Annotated in this window: 13 protein-coding genes and 1 pseudogene; all 14 read left to right on the top strand. The window is 46.3% G+C overall.

Annotation, left to right across the window (positions count from 1 at the left end; genetic code table 11):
- Positions 1–2: 2 nt before the first annotated feature.
- The 14 genes and pseudogenes from acpS to ABWW54_RS09285 all read left to right on the top strand — a co-directional run bounded on the left by acpS (position 3) and on the right by ABWW54_RS09285 (position 18,415).
- Positions 3–461, top strand: coding sequence for a holo-ACP synthase (acpS, locus tag ABWW54_RS09350; RefSeq protein WP_353411970.1), 459 nt, complete (start codon positions 3–5; stop codon positions 459–461).
- 16 nt (positions 462–477) lie between these two features.
- Positions 478–1,236 (top strand): 3-oxoacyl-ACP reductase family protein, encoded by a 759-nt coding sequence (locus tag ABWW54_RS09345; protein ID WP_353411969.1) that lies wholly within the window; start codon positions 478–480, stop codon positions 1,234–1,236.
- A 15-nt stretch (positions 1,237–1,251) separates the two neighbouring features.
- Positions 1,252–1,881 (top strand): 3-hydroxyacyl-ACP dehydratase FabZ family protein, encoded by a 630-nt coding sequence (locus ABWW54_RS09340; RefSeq protein ID WP_353411968.1) that lies wholly within the window; start codon positions 1,252–1,254, stop codon positions 1,879–1,881.
- Positions 1,882–1,895: 14 nt separating this feature from the next.
- A pseudogene (locus tag ABWW54_RS09335) lies at positions 1,896–2,177 on the top strand (phosphopantetheine-binding protein); the annotation flags it as partial.
- A 118-nt stretch (positions 2,178–2,295) separates the two neighbouring features.
- Positions 2,296–3,501, top strand: a complete 1,206-nt coding sequence (locus tag ABWW54_RS09330) for an aminomethyl transferase family protein (protein WP_353411967.1) — start codon at positions 2,296–2,298, stop codon at positions 3,499–3,501.
- A gap of 80 nt (positions 3,502–3,581) precedes the next feature.
- Positions 3,582–6,068, top strand: a complete 2,487-nt coding sequence (locus ABWW54_RS09325; protein ID WP_353411966.1) for a beta-ketoacyl synthase N-terminal-like domain-containing protein — start codon at positions 3,582–3,584, stop codon at positions 6,066–6,068.
- 1 nt (position 6,069) lies between these two features.
- Entirely contained in the window at positions 6,070–7,317 is a 1,248-nt protein-coding gene (locus ABWW54_RS09320; RefSeq protein ID WP_353411965.1) for a beta-ketoacyl synthase N-terminal-like domain-containing protein, read from the top strand.
- Positions 7,310–8,338: a beta-ketoacyl synthase N-terminal-like domain-containing protein gene (locus tag ABWW54_RS09315; RefSeq protein WP_353411964.1), complete on the top strand. Its 1,029-nt coding sequence runs from the start codon at positions 7,310–7,312 to the stop codon at positions 8,336–8,338. Before ABWW54_RS09320 ends, ABWW54_RS09315 begins: the two co-directional genes overlap by 8 nt.
- A 2-nt stretch (positions 8,339–8,340) precedes the next feature.
- Positions 8,341–9,123, top strand: coding sequence for an SDR family oxidoreductase (locus tag ABWW54_RS09310; protein ID WP_353411963.1), 783 nt, complete (start codon positions 8,341–8,343; stop codon positions 9,121–9,123).
- An 8-nt stretch (positions 9,124–9,131) separates the two neighbouring features.
- A complete protein-coding gene (locus ABWW54_RS09305) occupies positions 9,132–11,675 on the top strand; it encodes a beta-ketoacyl synthase N-terminal-like domain-containing protein (RefSeq protein WP_353411962.1) in 2,544 nt (847 codons plus the stop codon).
- 474 nt (positions 11,676–12,149) lie between these two features.
- Positions 12,150–13,295, top strand: a complete 1,146-nt coding sequence (locus ABWW54_RS09300; RefSeq protein WP_353411961.1) for a hypothetical protein — start codon at positions 12,150–12,152, stop codon at positions 13,293–13,295.
- Positions 13,296–13,359: 64 nt separating this feature from the next.
- Positions 13,360–14,391 (top strand): hypothetical protein, encoded by a 1,032-nt coding sequence (locus ABWW54_RS09295; protein ID WP_353411960.1) that lies wholly within the window; start codon positions 13,360–13,362, stop codon positions 14,389–14,391.
- A 433-nt stretch (positions 14,392–14,824) separates the two neighbouring features.
- Positions 14,825–16,570 carry a vWA domain-containing protein gene (locus ABWW54_RS09290; protein WP_353411959.1) on the top strand — a complete coding sequence of 582 codons (1,746 nt, stop codon included), beginning with the start codon at positions 14,825–14,827 and terminating at the stop codon, positions 16,568–16,570.
- A 9-nt stretch (positions 16,571–16,579) separates the two neighbouring features.
- Entirely contained in the window at positions 16,580–18,415 is a 1,836-nt protein-coding gene (locus ABWW54_RS09285) for a sensor histidine kinase (RefSeq protein ID WP_353411958.1), read from the top strand.
- Positions 18,416–18,417: the final 2 nt, after the last annotated feature.

Here is an 18,417-nt window from a genome sequence, read left to right as displayed (position 1 = left end):
GCATGAATAGCCCTACTCAACACACTCAAATGCCACCAGTGTCGGACTTGATGTCAGAATTGCCACCTGAAATTCTTCAGGGAGTTTACGGGGTTGGCGTTGACCTAGCGTCAATTGAGCGAATCGAGCTAGCCATAGCTCGAAGTGGCGAAAAATTTCTGGATCTCGTTTATACCAAAAATGAGCAAGCCTATTGCGAGCGTGCTGAAAAGAAGTTCGAACGTTATAGCGCCTGTTGGGCGGTCAAAGAAGCCGCTGTAAAAGCACTAGGAACAGGCTTTCGACATTCAGTGAAATTTAAAGACATCGAACTTCAGCCCACCCCCAATGGCCGACCTACGCTAAATCTGTCAGGAAAGTTTGGCGAGATCATGGCAACAAATAATGTGAATTATTCTCACGTATCAATTAGTCACGAAGGCAACAATGCTATTGCCATCGTAATGCTGTGTCGAATTTAAATTTAAGGAGAGACAAATGGCAATATATGAAGATTTAGATGGCAAAATTGCCCTCATAACAGGCGGTAGTGGAGATATTGGAGAGGCTGCGATTATTGAGCTTGCTCGCCAAAAGTGCGTTGTCTATTTCACCTACAACAGCTCCAAAGAACAAGCCGACGGGATCGTAACCAAGCTAAGCGAAACTGGGACCAAAGTCGTTGCTCAACAATGCGATATTCAGAACAAGACCCAGGTAAAAGCACTTGTGGAACAAATCGTCGAAACCGAAGGACGCATTGATATTTTGGTGAATAACGCAGGGATCTACAAGGACAATCTATTCACCACCATGAAAGATGAGGAGTTCGAAGACGTTATTCAAACGAACCTATTCGGCACATTCTATTGCACCAAAGCCGCGGTCGATAATATGTACCGAAATCGCTCTGGCGTGGTTATAAACATTTCGTCTATTGCGGGCGTAACAAGCTCATTCGGGCAGGCCAATTATAGCTCTGCCAAAGGGGCAGTTATCGCGTTTGGTCGCACAATTGCCGCCGAGTTAGCGCCAAAAAAGATACGCGTCAACACCATAGCGCCAGGCTTGATCGAGTCGAGTATGGTCAAACGGATACCTCGCAACATCATGAAACAAACCTTGTCGGCAATTCCAATTAATCGACTGGGACAACCAAGCGAAATTGCAAAGGTAATTTCGTTTTTAGCTTCAGAAGATTCAAGTTACATCGTTGGCCAAACCATTGTCGCCGACGGTGGATTAATAATGCGTTAAGGAGAAAGGTAAATTATGACGACGATAATACGTAAAAAAAGGGTCGCTAAGGACTTCGTTCTTATTGAGCCTTTTATGCTGCAAAAGTTAGCTCTGTTTCGTCAACCATTCATGATGGTGGACAAAGTCATTAACTTTAAAAATGGCGAGCGCCCAAAGATAACGGCCATTAAGACGGTCGCCTCAAATGAGCCTCATTTCACCGGCCACTTTCCCGGCTTTCCGGTCATGCCAGGTGTGTTGATCGCAGAAACCTTTGGCCAGACCAGTGAATACATGAACGTAATTCTTCAGTTTATCGATGATTACGAAATGGAGCATGACGACAAGCTGGAGGATTTACACGAGCTCAAAGCAGCCATACACAGCCCAGAGGGTGTCAAGCGGCTGGAAAAAGTCAGTGCCAACCTAATGGGCTTCTTAGCTTCTCAGGATCTCAAGTTTCGGGGAGTTGTCTACCCCGGAGACGTACTGGAGATCACCAGCGAATTGTTTTTAGTGGATGCCACAGGCTTTAATCATTTTAACGTAGAAGCTCGAGTCGGCAAAAAAATAGTGTGCTCTGGTCGCATGTCAAACTGGCGCCAAATTCACACGGGATTCGGCATCCAAGAAAACAAACTTGAAAACGAAGAAACCATCTAACGAGGATAATCATTATGCAAGAAGCACTCAAAAATACGATTGATGAACGCAATGCGGTTTTAGAAGAAGTTAAGACAGTTCTTATCGAACGCCTAAATTTGTATCAAGAGCCACAAGATATCGATGAAGACACACCATTGTTTGGCAGTGGATTGAAGTTAGACAGCGTGGATGCTACCGAGGTTGTGGTCATGCTGGACATGAGCTTTGGCATAAAGGTTGAGGAAGGCACGGACCCCTCATTCATGCGCAATATCAACCAACTTGTTGACTTTATCTTAGAGCGCAAACGAGCAACAGAAGCTGGCTCAGAAGCTGGCTCAGAAGCTGATTCAGAAGCTGATTCAGAAGCTGATTCAGAAGCTGATTCAGAACTAACCCAAGCAACCGCAGCGGCCTAACGAAGAGAACACAATGAACGCACTAACAGCATTACATACCCTACACGCAAAAAATGTAACAAGCTTTAATGGCATTGAAGTACCAGATCAATACAGCGATCTCGATAAAGAATACAAAGCACTCCGCCACAATGTTGCATTGTCAGACTACAGCCATTACACAAAGCTAAAAATTGAAGGTGACGAGGCATTCGATGTCTTGGACATCGCGGTAGCTGGCGACGTCGCTGAGATACGTGACGAGCAAACACTGTACACCGTCTTGTTGGACGAAGCAGGCAACATCATTAGCGACGTTTACATCATGAACGACGATGACACCTACATTGTGTTGTCCGAGCACATCGATGACGAAACGCTATTAACGTTGTTTAAAGAGCGAATGGGGGAGTTTGATGACGTTGAGTTCACTTCATTAACTCATTCTCACGCGATTATTGCAATGGAAGGTCCGTACAGCTGGGAGCTGGCGAAGGAAATATATGGCATGGACGTTATCGGCATTCCGTTTTTAGGGTTTATTGCCCTAGAGGAAGACGTATTTTTACTTCGTGCAGGTAAGCACGGCGAATTTAGTTATAAGGTAATTTTGCCCAACGAAGAAGCCGAAGCCCTCTGGAACGAAATAGAAGAGAAAGGGGAGCGATACGAACTCGTCAAGGCTGGACTGGCTCTGCACAAACTCACTCGTTTGGAAAACCCTTACTTCTCGCCTTCTGGCAACGGTAGCGTTTCTCGTGACCCTCGTGAGCTACAACTTCAATGGATGGTTCGCTACGATAAAGACGAGTTCTACGGGCGCGAAAAACTACTTGAAAAAAGAGAACAAAACCTTGCTAAAAAAGTGGTTGGAGTGGTTTTGGAGCAAGGTGGGGATGCACACACAATTAACTCCGGAGACGCCGTTATCTACAACGGTGAAACCATTGGCAAAATAGTATCGTGTGGGTACTCACCCAGTTTAAACAAAGTAATCGCTCAAGCAATACTTGATAACACTTATGCATACGCGGGCATTGACGCTTACACGGTCAAGTCATCTGATGGAACGGAGCATAAGATCAAGACCACAGCAACGCCATTTGTTAACAACCACAGTATGTTGATTAACCCAAATGAAAATAGCTTCGTCAATCCCGACAAATTCCGCAACATGATTGAGCAACTTGAAGCACAACAAGCTCAAAAACTGGCGGAAGAGGAAAAGGCCAGCGCCTAGTGCTCTAAGCAGAGGGCGTAAACACGTCGCCCTCTTTGCTGAGTTCTTCATTTTCATTGAGTAATATTTTTAGGTGTGCCATGCCCAATATACGTAAACGAGTCGTGATCACAGGAATGGGAGTTCTATCTTCCATAGGCCGAACCGTTCCTGAGTTCAAACAAGGCCTTTTGGATAAAAAAATAGGTATCGAACCAAGCGAGACCTACAGTGAATACTTTACTGGCGCTTACGCCTCTGAAATTAAAGGCGATGTGGAATATCCTGATTTAGATCCGGACCTCGTCACTAAGATTGATAAGAGTGCGCTATGGGGATATCGAGTCGGTCGCGAGGCTCTTGAAGATGGTGGTCTACTCGACAGTGATTTAAGAGCCAAAATGGGTTTGATGGTCGGAGTATCAGCCGCTGGAACAGAGGCGTTCATTCCCTTTATCATGAACAAGCCTGAAGACACCAATATGGAGATGGTTAAGTACTCTGGAAGCTACGCCAGCATTTGCCCTCTCGTCGCTTCATTATTGAAAATTGGCGGTGGTTACGAACTTGTTGCTACGGCGTGCACAGCAAGCCCAAATGCCATTGGATTAGCGTACGACGCAATCCAGAATAACAAAGGCGATGTGATGATGGCACTCGGATCCGAGCCGTTGTATATCCCAACCTTCGCCGGTTTTTATGCACTTAAAGCCATGGCCGATGGCCCCTGCACTCCCTATTCAAATCAACCAGGCATGTCCATCGGCGAAGGCGCTGGCGCCCTAATCGTCGAAGAGTTTGAGCATGCGAAGGCCCGGGGTGCAAAAATTTACGGAGAACTGTTAGGGTACGCCACCAGCAGTGATGCCTATCATGAAACCGCACCAGACCCTAAGGCCTACGGTTCCTCATGGGTAATGCGCACGGCCATCGAAAACGCGGGTTTAACTCCCGCTGATATCGAATACGTTAACGCGCATGGCACCGGCACCGACGCCAATGATCGCTCGGAGACACTGGCCATAAAAAAGGTGTTTGGCGAAGACAGCACTCCACCGATCAGCTCCACCAAGTCCTACTTCGGTCATAATATTGGTTCCGCAGGAATCATGGAACTGATCGCCTGCTTAGTCACTCTTCCTGAAAAGAAAATCTTGCCCACCTTAAATTTTGGCGAAGCTCGCTCGTACTCCGATATAGATTGCATTCCCAATGATTTTCGCAATCAAGACGTTAACGTCTTTCTGAAAAACAACTATGCATTCGGTGGCAACAACTCCTGTCTGGCGGTGTCAACTAAACCAGCCTCGATCAAACAATCCGAGTACACCCCGCAACGTGTTGTAATCACTGGCATGGGCACCGTGTCGTCACTTGGAACCAGCCTCACTGATTTTACCGACGGCTTTAAAGCTGGCGGTGCCGTACCCGTGGAACGCGAGATCAAGGTAGACCTTGAAGGCGAAGAAACTCAGTTGCTACCTTTAGATGAAAATAAAATATTACGTTACCGATGTCATATCGTAAAACCGTTTAATGCGCGTAAAATCTTACGAAGCGTGGACGCAAAGAAACTCAATAATGTATCCCTTTACGCCCTAGTAGCCTTGGAACAGGCTTTAAAGTCGGCGCACTATAAGGTCACGAAAACGGCACGCGAAGAGATCGGAATGATCATGGGCATTTCTAAAGGCCCTACCAGCACCATCAGTCGCTTATGCGAGAGTCTGGCCCCTGACCCAAATAATGTTAGGACCAGTGAGTTTGCTATGTCTCTAATGAACTCAATAGCAACTCAGTGTGCTATAGCCAAAGGTATAAAAGGGTATAACACAACGCTCTCTTCGGGCGTTAACGCGGGGCTGGGAGCAGTATTTCAAGGCTATGAAGTCATTCGGCAAAACCTCCAGGACTTTATGCTTGCAGGCGCCGCTGACGAAGACTCTCTCGGTTTCTCACCCTTAATGATTGGCAGTAACGACTTTAATTACGAAAACACCGATACCAGCTATCAAGCCTACGCTAAAGATGACAAAGGCTATGTTAAAGGTGAAGGTGCTGGGTGCGTTTTCCTAGAGTCTCACAGTAGTGCGCTTAAACGCGAAGCACGCATCCTCGCGGAAATACTCGGTTACGGACGCAGTTGTGATCAAATCTATTTCAATGAAACTCCGTCAGCACAACCCATGGCGGACGCAATCGGCATGGCCTTAACTGAATCAAATTTAGAACCTCAGGACTTGGACTTAGTGTGCGGCACAACGTGGGCTGGCAGCTACGCCACAAACATGGAGCTCAATGGCATCAAGCAGGCTCTCGGAGAACACAGTAAAAAGGTGCCACTCACTAACTACAACGGATACTTTGGTTTTGTAGAGGCTTCCGGCGGCCTACTTAATTTAACCGCGGTCATTAAGGGCTTTGAAGAAAATACAATTTACCCAATCTTAAATACCACTGAGTTTTCAGTAGAAGGCCTCAACTACGTCACACGCAGTCTGGTGGGCAACGAGATTAAACATGCCCTCATAACAGGCATGTCTGAAGGCGGAAATTGCTATGCCCTGATCATTAAAAAGAGTTTCTAGTTTGTCCTCAAAAGTTGTAGTGACCGGCACCGGTTGTTTATCAGATTATGCGCGATCGAGTTCTGAACTTGTTAACAAGTTAGCTCTTGGGGAATATGTGCGTTTGCAATCTGTGTTTGAAAACAAGTTGTTAAAGTCCATGTTCGGCGTCGAGCAAGATGTGAAATACGCCCCTTTAGAGGTGCCTCGCAAAGAATGTCTAAAACGGTATCCTCAACTCGAAAACGAAAAAGTGGCAGCATTAATAGATGTCACTGAACAAGTTCTCGCCGATGCCGAATTAGATATCAAAGTGCTTGCCGATGAACGATGTCGAGTCATATGGGGCTCTTCTGGAAACCACCCCGATTTACTGTCATTTATAAGAGAACTTCACAGTAACGATTCAGCCGATATACGGTTCAACAAAAAGTTAACCGACTTGCATGCCGACAGTTTCAGAAACGATACACTGACTCAACCTTATGCCGATTACTTCCGGCTAAGCAAGCCTGTGCTGACCGTTTCATCTGCGTGCTCATCGGCCCTAAATGCCATGATCCCGGCCATCGCTGCCCTGAGAAATGGAGAAATAGATCGCGCCTTAGTACTCTCATGGCAAGAGGTTTCAAAATTCGATATCCTGTTCATGTCTGGCCTCAATATTATCGCCAAAAAAGCGTCTCTGCCATTTTCAAAAACCAGCGATGGCTTAACCCCAGCCTATGGGATTGCGGGCTTGCTTCTAGAGCTTGCAGATCAAAGTCCCCCTAAAAAAGCACCGTACTTCGAAATCAAGGCGATGAGTTCTCGACGGGCTCTTTCCGGTTCTGCGCATTCCACCAGTTTCAACGTGTCATTCCGCTCTCTTACGCAAACCATGCAAAACGTTCTCGACAAGGCTGAGATCTCAGCTCAAGACGTCGACCTAATCTACCCGCATGGCAACGGAATCGCCGCCAGTGACCAATCGGAAGTCTCTGCGCTGTCTCAACTGTTTGCATCTCACAAGGCCAAAATTGCAAGTTATACAGAGCAAACAGGTTATCTGTTGTCTGCTTCTGGTGGTTTTGACCTAATCTTGGCTAAGGATGCATTTGAGAAAAATCGAGTCATTCCAATGCATTCAAAGGGTAGCTTAGATCTGACCGACGGCTTGAATTTCGTTCACGAAGAAGAGAAAACCAAGATTAAGTATTTACTTAAAAACAGTATCGGCATCGATGGGTCGATCGTCAGTTGTTTACTCAAAAGGGGGGATCATGCCTAGCATTCCGATCTCAATAAGCGGCAGTGGAATGGTTGAAGGCTCGAAGAAGCGCCTTTTTGTACCAAGGCTAAATAACAAATATGAACAGAGGCTGTATGAAGAAATTGCAAAATCCTCAGGAATTCATTACTGGAGGGTAAATCAATTCGATCCAGCCACGCAAGGTGGGCATTTGGATGCGGTCAGCCAAGCCTTTGAGCAAGCCATGAAAAGCGCCGGCCTGTACAGGAAAGTTAATCGTAAGATGAGCTCCAGAATTGGCATCATCTATTTCAACATGCATGGCCCAACGTCATTCATGAATAAAGAGTTTCAAGTTAAGGAGATGTTTCAATCCGACGTATTTCCTGCTTTCTTGCTAAACAACCACAACATAACCGGTTACAGCGTTCGCCTTCGAGATGAACGAAACGGGTTGTTTCAAGCGTTGGAACTTGCTCGCACCTTAATCCAAGCTCAGGAGCTGGACATTGTCCTAGTTGGCGGAGTATTCCAAAGCTATAGCTACCTGTATCTCACTGAAATGCTGGCGGCTTCCGCATGGCAGTCAGACTGTCAGCTAGAGTCTGATAAGACTGCGTCAACGTACACGCTTTGTGAGTCAGCTGGGTTTTTAGTGGTGGAGGCCAGCGCGACCACCGAAAAGCGCCAAGAAAAACGACAGTTAGACATACATGAGCTTGGTAGTTATCGGCCTTCAAAGAGCAATCAGTCTATCAAGTCGCTAGACCTATCGTTTCCATCGCTCAATGGAAAGACGATACAGCAATGTTATCTAGGACTGAGTGGGCTGGACGGCATTACTGATTTAGAAAGATCTTCGTTGAACACGCAATTCCCTGACGCCAGCCTTATCAATACGAATCAACAGTGGGGCGATTTAGTCAACCTAAATGGCATTAAAGTCCTACACGAACATAGGCAACAAAACTCGAGACACAGCAGTTTACTCCACAGCATCGACCGCACCGGAAATGCTTGGAATCTAATTTTCACAAATCATCATAAGAATAGGATGTAAAAATGGAACTTTCTGAAAACCAAGTGCCAAAAAACATAAAAGGTAAAACTGCGATCGTGACGGGTGGCTCCCGTGGCATCGGCGCCGCCATCGTCAAAGAGCTCATTGATGATGGATGCAATGTGATAATCAATCACAGACGAAATGTTGGTAAGGGCGCCGCTCAGGTCAAACAGCTAATCAAATACGCTGAAGAAAAAGGCGTTCACGCATGCAACGTTCTAGGCGACCTTTCTGTGCGCCGAGACGTCGAAAAGATGTTTAAAAATTTACAAAATGATTTTCAGCAGATCGATCACCTAATTCTAAATGCCGGACAAACGCCATTTAAGGAATTTCAGGAGTTCAATAAAGAAGATTGGAAAATTCTACTAAACACCAACTTGATCGGCAATGTCGGCTGCGTTCAGGGTGTGCTTCCTATGATGCAAGAAGGTGGCAGCATCGTATTTATCACCAGCACTGGCAGCCGCCGAGTAATGCCACATTACCCCATGGGCGTTATTAAAGCGGCACTGGAGCACTTGGTTCGATACTTGGACTTTGAACTGCACAGCAAGGGCATTCGAGTAAATGGGGTTTGCGGCGGGTTAGTGAAAACAGATACCTTCGAGCAATTAGAGCAGGTATGGCCTGGATTTATGCAAATGCTCGAGATTCGAAAGCGTGATTTTGTACTAGACCCATCTGAAATTGCCAGCGTCGTTAGTTTCCTATGTTCAGATAAGTCTCGAGCTATTCAGGGAAGCGTTATTCTGGCCGATCGTGGAATCACATTAGAATAGGATTGAATATGCATACTCAACGCAAACGAATCGTGATCACCGGCGTCGGAATTTGCTCTGCAATAGGACAAGACAAGCCATCATTCACTCAAGGATTGCGCAATTGCCAGAGTGCAATAGCCTCCAGTGTTGAGTTTAATCGCTTTTTTGAAGATTGTTATGCGGCTCAAATAACAGACCCAATTGACTACCCCGAGCTATCATCAGCACTCGTATCTACCCTAGATAGAGTCTCGCTTTGGGGGTACAAAGTAGGATTAGAAGCATTAAAAGACGCGGGTCTAACTGAACCCCGCCAATTAAAATCCATGCCCGCGATGATCGCGGTCAGTGGCGCGGCAACGGAACCCTTAATGCCAGTAATCAGCGACGATGAGGTCCCGCTGGCTATGTTAGCCAACACTGGAAATTACGGTTCAGCTGCGGCCATCATTACAAACCTTCTAGAGCTCGAAGGTGGCTATGAAGTGATAGCAACCGCTTGTACCGCGAGTACAAATGCACTTGGGCTGGGCTTTGATACGCTTCAAAATAATAAAAGCGAACAGGTTTTGATTGTTGGTAGCGAACCCTTGTATCTACCCACATTTTCCGGGTTTAAAGTTCTTGATGCGATGGCCGACGGGCCGTGCAGTCCATTTTCCGCGGAGCCCGGAATGTCTGTTGGAGAAGGCGCTGGTGCTCTGGTTCTAGAGAGCTATGAGTCAGCAATGGGTCGAGGGGCCGAAATCTATGCCGAAATTCTCGGCTACGCCACGTCATGTGATGCGTACCATGAGACCTCACCAGAACCCCGAGGCGAAGGAGCCTCGTTGGTGATGGCTCGGGCGCTCGCTAACAGCGGTGTTAGTGCCAAAGAAATCGATTATGTCAATGTTCATGGCACGGGCACATCGGCAAATGACAGAGCAGAAACGGCCGCTATCAACAAGGTTTTTGAGCACTCACCTGTGCCCGTCAGTTCAACAAAACCCTACTTTGGGCACAACATCAGTGCCGCTGGTGTAATGGAAATGGTAGCGTGTTTGGTCACACTTCCAGAACAAAAAATAATGCCAACATTAAACTTCTTAAGCCCAAGAGATTATGTTGACCTCAACGTCATAGGAAACAATTTCATAGACAAAGACGTCAATGTCTTCATGAAGAACAACTACGCCTTTGGTGGAAATAATTGCAGCGTCATCAGTGCCATTAACGTTGGCGAGCATCCGGTATCGAACTACCAAAAAAGGCAGGTTGTCGTAACAGGGGTCGGACAAATTAGTTCGCTAGGAATCGGTATCGAAGCTTTCAAGCAGGGGCTCGCCGAGTCCCTTGACCGCTCTCAACTGATTCAATGCCCATTGAAAAACGATCAAGCACAAAACCCTCTTCATTGGTTAACCCAGAGCTCAGATATAAAAAATCAAATGCTCAAATCCTTGCCAACCGACGACTTAGGGAACTTCAACGTGCGAGTAAATAGCGTTGCCAAATTCAATGCCAGGAAAGTACTCCGTGGCGTTGATACTCGTAAACTTCACGCCGTTTCTCTGTACACCATGACCGCGCTTGAAACCGCATTGAGCAGCGCCAACCTCAAAATCAACAAACATAATAGAGACGAGTTTGGAATTGTATTAGGTCTTTCTAAGGGTCCGCAGACCGCGATTGATACCTTTTTCTCAAGCATGAAGCCCGACCCAAATAACGTTCGCACCTCCGAATTTCCAAAGGCTCTGTTTAATAGCGTAGCCTCAAGTTGCGCGACCATCAAGGGCATGCGCGGATACAATACGACACTGGCAACCGGACATAACGCGTCTTTAGGCGCTGTTATTCAAGGCTACGAAGTGGTTCGACAAAATATTCAGCCTTATATGTTTGTTGGGGGTGCCGATGAACAGGCCTTAGGATTTTCACTTGTAATGAACGCAGCGGCTAACGACATTCACGCAAACTATCAGACTGACGGCGACTCATTCAGACCGTACGATCATCAATCAAAAGGCTATATCATGGGCGAGGGTGCGGCACTCATGATTTTGGAGGCAAAAGAAGGTGCGCAGCAACGCGGTGCGACAATGTACGCGCAAATTCTGGGCTATGGACGGGCAAACGGAAATGACAGTTTTAATTCAAACGGCCCAAGCACAGAGCAGGCATTAGCCCGCGCTATCTCGGCAGCGTTAGACGAATCAGGAATCGATCTAAGCCAGCTCGATATGATTTGCGGAACCAGCCACGGCTCCAAAGAAAATGGCCAAGCCGAACTCAACGGAGTGAAACTTGGCTTAGGGGATATGGTTGCTACTATTCCTTTAACAAACTTCAATTCCTATTTTGGCTTCTCTGAATCCGCAAGCGGATCACTTAATCTACTGGGTGTTATCTTGGCGATGCAAGAAAGCGTCATTTACCCCGTCAAGAACAATCAGCGTTGCTTTGTTGACGGGATTGATTTGGTAATAAACGAACCTCGCGCCACGCCCGTTAATAACGCGCTCATTGTCGGGATAAACCAAAGCGGCAACTGTTACGCAATTATCGTTTCAAAACCCTCACCTTGAGCAGGCCCAAACGACTCCTCAGGAGTCACTGAAGACCGCCATCTTATCGACGTAGTTGCACGCTTTACACGGAACCACAATCACTAGTAAGTTTTCGCTCACAACGGACTTAGCTCAAGTGATACATTTGCGGTGGCTGAGCATCTGGTTGTGGTAAATGCCTCTTTAGTTAAACGTCCGACCATATTGGTGGCTATCAATACTGGAGAGTTTATCGCCTTCACAAGCACTTCATCAGGCTAAACCCAGATCGGCGCGAAATAGGCCTGCACAGCAAAACAGCAATACTGGACACAAAGTAAATTAACACTCGTCCAGTAAGTTGAATAAAAGGGAACTTTCGTGACTTTTTCGGTCGGTAATAGACCCGCTTTAAGCTATATATGAACATTGATTACAGGTTTGTGTGCGAAGAAATTCCCAAACACCTTGTGCAGTTAGTGTGTTTACCCAAGCCAGATAACTGAATGAGGCGTGGCGTTGCAGTTAAAAGAAGGCTTTAAAAAAGCACTAATCGTGGTAAGCGCTCTTGCGCTGATCTCTCTCGGCTTGTTTATATTCACTGATTTCTTTTCAAGTCATTCAGAAGCATCTCCCACAGCAGAGACTCAAGAGATAAGCAAGGAGTTGCCCGATTCAATAAAAGAAGTCTCGAGATTCAAAAAGGCCGCCGAAGCGCCTAAAACCGAAGAAGAATTTATTACTCAAAACCTCAAGCAGGAACTCGATTGGGTTGCAAATGTCTATGAGCAACAATCCAAATACCCATTAACGTCTCGTGTTATTCAAGATGAATCTCTGGCTAGAACTCCTGAGCCTTTCGAGGAGGCCCGGGTCGACATGCGTCTTCCCGATGAAAATGGTGATCTCTCGCCCATCGGCCTGTCAGCCTCTGTTGACAAAATTCGCTATTTTATGGGCGACCCGATCATTATCCAATTATTGATTACCGGGACAGAAGGAAACGAATCCATTTCAGTCAATGCTAACTTAAAGAAATTAGGCAATGCCAATCTATTACCAGCCGACGTGGCGCTAACTAGCTTCGATGGCAACCAAACCGCTTTTCAGACAATCGTAAATACCAACACTCTGCGACTCGCGCCGTCTTCGCACGAGTTAGTTGCCATGATTAAAGTCAAAATCGATGAAAAAGACTACGTGACGACAGTGCCTTTTATCTTCAGCCAAGCTTCAGCCCGCCTAGATAATGTGGCCATTAGCACTCAAGCGGGTGCTTACCTTAATATTCCAATTGAGTATTCCGTTTTTCAATCAGGCTATTACTTCGTAACCGCCTTCTTGGACGACGCCGCATCAGGGCGACCCTTGCTAGCACTACAAACGGAAGGTCCAATGAGTCAAGGCAATGATCGACTAGTACTTAAAGCTCACCACCAAGCACTCAAAGACGCAGGGTCTCCTGGACCCTATGTCTTACGCGTAGCTCGTTCATATCGGGGCGGAAGACCCGGAGAAGGAAATGACGTGCCTACGGCCATCAGTCAAAGCGCGTATGCCATTCCGGCATTTGCATTTGAGAACTACGACGACATCCCCTATTCAGACCCTGAAGTACAAGAACGCCTTGAAGCATTAAGGAGTCTTACTGGAGAGTGAGGATAGCCGTCGTACACAACATATAAAAACTAAAAAATTACAATTACAACTATAGGAGGATCGAATGAAACAGATATTAAGCTTTCTCGTCGTCTCATTGCTTTTTGCCCCATTGGCATACGCGGAGATTGATGGAAAAAAAGTTATTTTTGTTCATGGATTACAGACAAAGGCTTTCACAACATTCAGTTCAAACCGCAGCGACATCCTAAAAGAAGACGCCCAATCACAAGCAGGCTCGTTCTTACGATCTCGTTTTGACGACTTTATCTATTACGACTCTGCTCAACGACTGTCGGCCAATTCGTCAAGCTTATACTCGCAGGTCAAAAGAATTGAAGCGGCTGGCACTTGCAGCGGCGGTTGTTATTTCATGACTGCGTCAACCGGTGACTTGGTGGGTCGATATATCATGAGCCGACTTGGGCAATGGGGTATCGATAGAAATAAATTTCGCGTCTTGTTGACGTTTGACCTAGTGGGCGCAGGAGGAGGAACCGAAGGCGCCGACACCATTGTCGCCATTACCCAGGGCAACCCAGTGGCACGAGCTCTGGGAGACCTATTAGGCAGCATATTCGTAGGTGGCCCACTTAATTTTAACGCCGTCGCCGGAATAATAAATGACTTACGGCCCAGTATTGCGCGACAAACTTCCACACAAGCGAACGTGGTTCCTAGACTTAGAATAGTGGGTGGAAAAACAACATTCCTAATTTCGGCCCTATTAAAAGGCGGCGATGATGGGGTTGTTCCAATGCACAGTGCCTGCGGCTCAGCATCGCAAGAATCCATTGACTCCTGCAGCCGTTCAATACGATTGGATGGGAGAGTCGCTTCCGCAGATGGCCCCCGTAACCTGTGGTACAACCATTTTCCAATCGTCATGGGCGAAGATATGGCCCACACTGAAACGGAATACAAAGGAAAGTTGGTCGCCGTCAACAATGGAAAAAACTTTGGTTTTTTTCGATATGACGTAGCCGAAAAGACACGAACCACAGGATGGTGGATTTTCAAGAAAACATACAAGACCATCAACAAGCCAAGTTCAAAGCTTGCGGTCGAGTATCTTATCGAAGAAATAGAAGGTTAAGATAAACATAAGCGGCCTCTCGGTGGCACTGCCTTGTCAGCTCGAAAGGTCGCTTTAGCCTTCTGTTCACCCTCATTCCTGAACGGCCGGTAAACGCAAGCATTCACCAGATAGATAAACCAATAGTAGACTTAAGGGACACACAGAAAGCATCGTTCAGCCGATTGGCTTACCTATCGCGGCTAGCACGCCTAGTGACATTCTACCCTCTCACCATCAGTCTTTCAGCCAAACGGCCTCGCCTTATTAAAAACTGCGCTCGCTACGATGTCACGCGTGAAGCCTGATCCAAATACAACCTAAATATTTATCGAGCTTCGTTGAGACTTAGAACGGATACCTCATACAATGACACAACCATGACATTTCCATGGCACTCTCGATTGAGAACCCAAATAGACTCTATAAACCGAAATTATAGGAGTTACATACTATGACATGCTCAAAATCCGCATTGCCTAAAAGCCCATTAAGGGGCATTAAAATCTCATTAGCAGTCGCACTTTTAACAAGCCTGATTGGGTGTGCGAGCAAACTCAGTGATACTGTAGAACCAAGCGCCGCCCCTCAACCAGAACCGTCTTATGGACAACTCGAGGAAGTGGTCGTCACCGGCACAAGACAATCCACATCAAGCCGAAACGAAGCTCCCAGAAGTGTCGCTGTAGAGTCGGCTCTGCCCCACCCACAAGATGCAGAAATAATCACGACAAACCGATCAGACTCCAACCTCCCTGTTTTAAGAAAAGACAGCTCATACCAAATCTATAAAAACTACGGCGTAAACCCAACCATCAGCACTGCGACTGAGCAATACTCAACCTTCGCGATGGACGTCGATACCGTGTCTTATCAATTGGCAAAGGCCAATCTAAAAGCGAACCAACTACCGAGCAAAGCATCAATCCGAGTCGAAGAGTTCGTCAATAATTTTGCTTATGATTATGGAACTACCGACGATGTTTTTTCGGTAAGCGCTGAGGTTGTTCCTTCACCCTATCGACCTGGCTTCCACTTGCTACACATTGGCGTTAAAGCAAAACACATTCCTGATGCACAACGCCTACCTGCAAACATAGTGCTGCTCGCCGATGTGTCAGGGTCAATGAACGGTGATGACAAAATGGGCTTACAGAAACAAGCTCTCACCGCATTAGTCTCTCAACTCAGTCCAAAAGATTCAGTTGCGATCGTAACTTACAGTCAAAGTACAACCGTGTTGCTCCCTCCCACTAGGGCAAACAAAAAGAAAACAGTTTACGCTGCCATTCAAAAGATGAGCGCAGGGGGAGGCACAAATGTTGAACAAGGGTTAATGCGCGGTTACAAAGTCGCGGCAAAGATGGCCTACCCGGGCCACGTCAACCGAGTTGTACTGACATCTGATGGGTTGGCCAATATTGGCAACGTCGATCCAAGCGCAATACTCAAGCAAGTCGAAGACTATAAGCGACGTAATATATTCCTAACAACAGTGGGCGTTGGACAGTCTATGTACAATGACTACTTGCTCGAGCAATTAGCGAATAAGGGCAATGGGAACTACCTCTATTTGGCGAATCAGTCCGACATAGAGCGAGTGTTTGTAGATGGGCTTACGAGTCAATTACAAGCCGTCGCGAAAGACGCCAAGATACAACTTCAATTTAATCCCAAACGGGTAAGCCTATTTCGTCAAATTGGATATGAAAATCGCAGTTTGCAAACCGAAGACTTTCTAGATGCAAGTAAAGACGGCGGAGAAGTCGGAGCCAATCAACAAGTGACCGCTTTGTATGAAATAAAATTAACAGGTCAGTCAACAGACGCCGAACTCGCAAACGTAGCATTGAGTTACAAAAAGCCTCAGGGGTCAAAGGTATTTTCGTTTACCAAATCGATACCCTCCTCGGTGCTACGTACAACAACCGACCACGCATCACCCGACACCTTACTGTCCATGTCTGTAGCCGCTTTCGCGGAAAAACTGCGTCAGTCTTATTGGTCTCGCAGCTACGACTACCTACACATTCAATCCCAATTGTCACGACTTCCCAGTCAACTTAGAGACAGCCTACAATTAAAAGAGCTACAGGATTTAGTATCCCAAGCATCTATAATCGACTCTCGTAGAGACCCTTATAACAAAGAGTTGCCGATCAGTCGCATCGACTATGATCGCGTACCGCTACTTCGCTAAGCTACCCTGATGACCGCAGAGTTACGCACCAAAAAGTCGACAGTATCGCTATGGGTTACCGTAGCGATACTGTGTCTTGGTATGATGTTTCTAACTTTCGTGATCGTTGAGTACCAACGAAACATCGCATTGGTCGAACAAAATGAAGTCCTCATTTCTAACTCTGCCCAGGCCACACTAAAGAACAATATTTTAAATCGTGCCCCAGGGGTTAATTGGGGAGCCCTAAAGGGAGATTACACATGGATAAAGAGCACTCCTAGCGCCTATTGGTTTCGAGACGGAGTCCAAGAATTTCCTTGGCGAAGAACCTCTGGCCAAAGCTCGATAACTCTACCCCCCACTTGGGCCGCCGTGTGGTCTGAAATTAACTCGCTCGCGTCCGCAGGCACAGTCAATGAACCGCGTCTGAAGCTATTGATCGCAGTCAAAAGCGCTTTGGAGAGCAACAATGAGTCCTCTATCACGCGATCTTTTGAAGAATACCTTGCCCATAAAAATGCGCTTCAATTATCACCATATCAAGAGGTGGCATTTTCTCTGAAACTATTAGAACTTGGTGCCACAGACCACTGGAGTTCAGAGCTAATGCACGCCATTTTGATAACCGGCGGCAACTCCGAAGCACCCTTGTTCCGACCTATCGTCGACATCCTCTTTAGGCATGCAAACCTTTTTTCAACAAACGAATTTGACGCAATCCTAACTACCGTCAAACGATACCTTGAGACTTACAACCTATCGGGCTACTTTTTAGATGACTACGTTCAGCATCTAAACCATCCCCAGTTTTTGCTAACACCTACTGCTGAAAGTCTGAGCAACGCATCAGACTTAGTATTTATCGATGATTGGCTATTACGGCAGAGCGATAGTACCGTTATCAAAGCGGAGTACGTTGCATTAACCGAAGAACTCAAACTAATTGAAAATGAATTGATCGTATTGGGCGTGCTAGACAACAACGACTCATTGGCGCTATCCAATACTGATGATGGTGTTACTGTGCATACGCTGAATATTGCGGTAGATAAAGCGCAACTTAACCGAGATAAACGATATCAAGCAATCTATTTAGTACTTAAGATTGCCATGCTCCTCGTCTTGGTCGCGTTAATATTATTATCGATAAGGTTGCTCGAAAAAAACCAATTACGCCGGCTTGAATACTTAGCCCTTCGTGAGGATTTCGTAAAACTTGTGAGTCATGAACTCAAAACACCTCTCACGGGAATCAGAGCAATGGCCGAAACTCTCAGAAAACGCATCGAACGAGGTCTGAGTGTTCAAACATACCCAGAAAGAATCATTAACGAAGCCGATAAGCTATGGTACATGGTGGATAATATTTTGGGATTCAATCGCGTCCAATCGACAGGCGTCATTATTAACTTGCGCCCAACAAATTTAAGGCTCTTATGTGAAAACGTTATTGACGAGTCGCGTTCATTTGCTAGTAAGCCCTACTCGGTAAACAATAATGTGAGTGAACGTACCGAGGTAAAAGTAGACCCCGAACTCTTTTCCTTGGTGGTAAAAAACATTGCGGTTAATGCTGGCTTGTACAACAATAATGACACCGTTGAACTGACTCTGAACTACAATCAACAAGATCGAAGCTTACTATTGTCAGATAATGGGATCGGTATCGACAGCAAGTTTCAATTTGAAGTATTCAAACCCTTTGTGCGACTGACTCAGTCTGATCAAAAATCTTCCCGTCGATCTGGAACTGGATTGGGTTTAGCCATATGCAAACGAATAATGCAGCTCCATGACGGCGACCTATCGCTGGCCCATTCAAGCAGCCGTGGTAGCGTTTGGAAAATCACTATCTCCAACTAAAA

The organism is Arenicella sp. 4NH20-0111 (assembly GCF_040366405.1).
In the GTDB taxonomy this organism is placed as follows: domain Bacteria; phylum Pseudomonadota; class Gammaproteobacteria; order Arenicellales; family Arenicellaceae; genus Arenicella.
The sequence above is the reverse complement of the archived record's forward strand: the minus strand, read 5'-3'. Positions and strand labels throughout refer to the sequence as shown.

Bases quoted from the DNA above. Each gene is read 5' to 3' on its own strand.
- ABWW54_RS09315 (WP_353411964.1), top strand. From the start codon at position 7,310: ATGCCTAGCATTCCGATCTCAATAAGCGGCAGTGGAATGGTTGAAGGC.
- acpS (WP_353411970.1), top strand. From the start codon at position 3: ATGAATAGCCCTACTCAACACACTCAAATGCCACCAGTGTCGGACTTG.
- ABWW54_RS09325 (WP_353411966.1), top strand. From the start codon at position 3,582: ATGCCCAATATACGTAAACGAGTCGTGATCACAGGAATGGGAGTTCTA.
- ABWW54_RS09290 (WP_353411959.1), top strand. From the start codon at position 14,825: ATGACATGCTCAAAATCCGCATTGCCTAAAAGCCCATTAAGGGGCATT.
- ABWW54_RS09345 (WP_353411969.1), top strand. From the start codon at position 478: ATGGCAATATATGAAGATTTAGATGGCAAAATTGCCCTCATAACAGGC.
- ABWW54_RS09305 (WP_353411962.1), top strand. From the start codon at position 9,132: ATGCATACTCAACGCAAACGAATCGTGATCACCGGCGTCGGAATTTGC.
- ABWW54_RS09330 (WP_353411967.1), top strand. From the start codon at position 2,296: ATGAACGCACTAACAGCATTACATACCCTACACGCAAAAAATGTAACA.
- ABWW54_RS09295 (WP_353411960.1), top strand. From the start codon at position 13,360: ATGAAACAGATATTAAGCTTTCTCGTCGTCTCATTGCTTTTTGCCCCA.
- ABWW54_RS09285 (WP_353411958.1), top strand. From the start codon at position 16,580: ATGACCGCAGAGTTACGCACCAAAAAGTCGACAGTATCGCTATGGGTT.
- ABWW54_RS09340 (WP_353411968.1), top strand. From the start codon at position 1,252: ATGACGACGATAATACGTAAAAAAAGGGTCGCTAAGGACTTCGTTCTT.
- ABWW54_RS09310 (WP_353411963.1), top strand. From the start codon at position 8,341: ATGGAACTTTCTGAAAACCAAGTGCCAAAAAACATAAAAGGTAAAACT.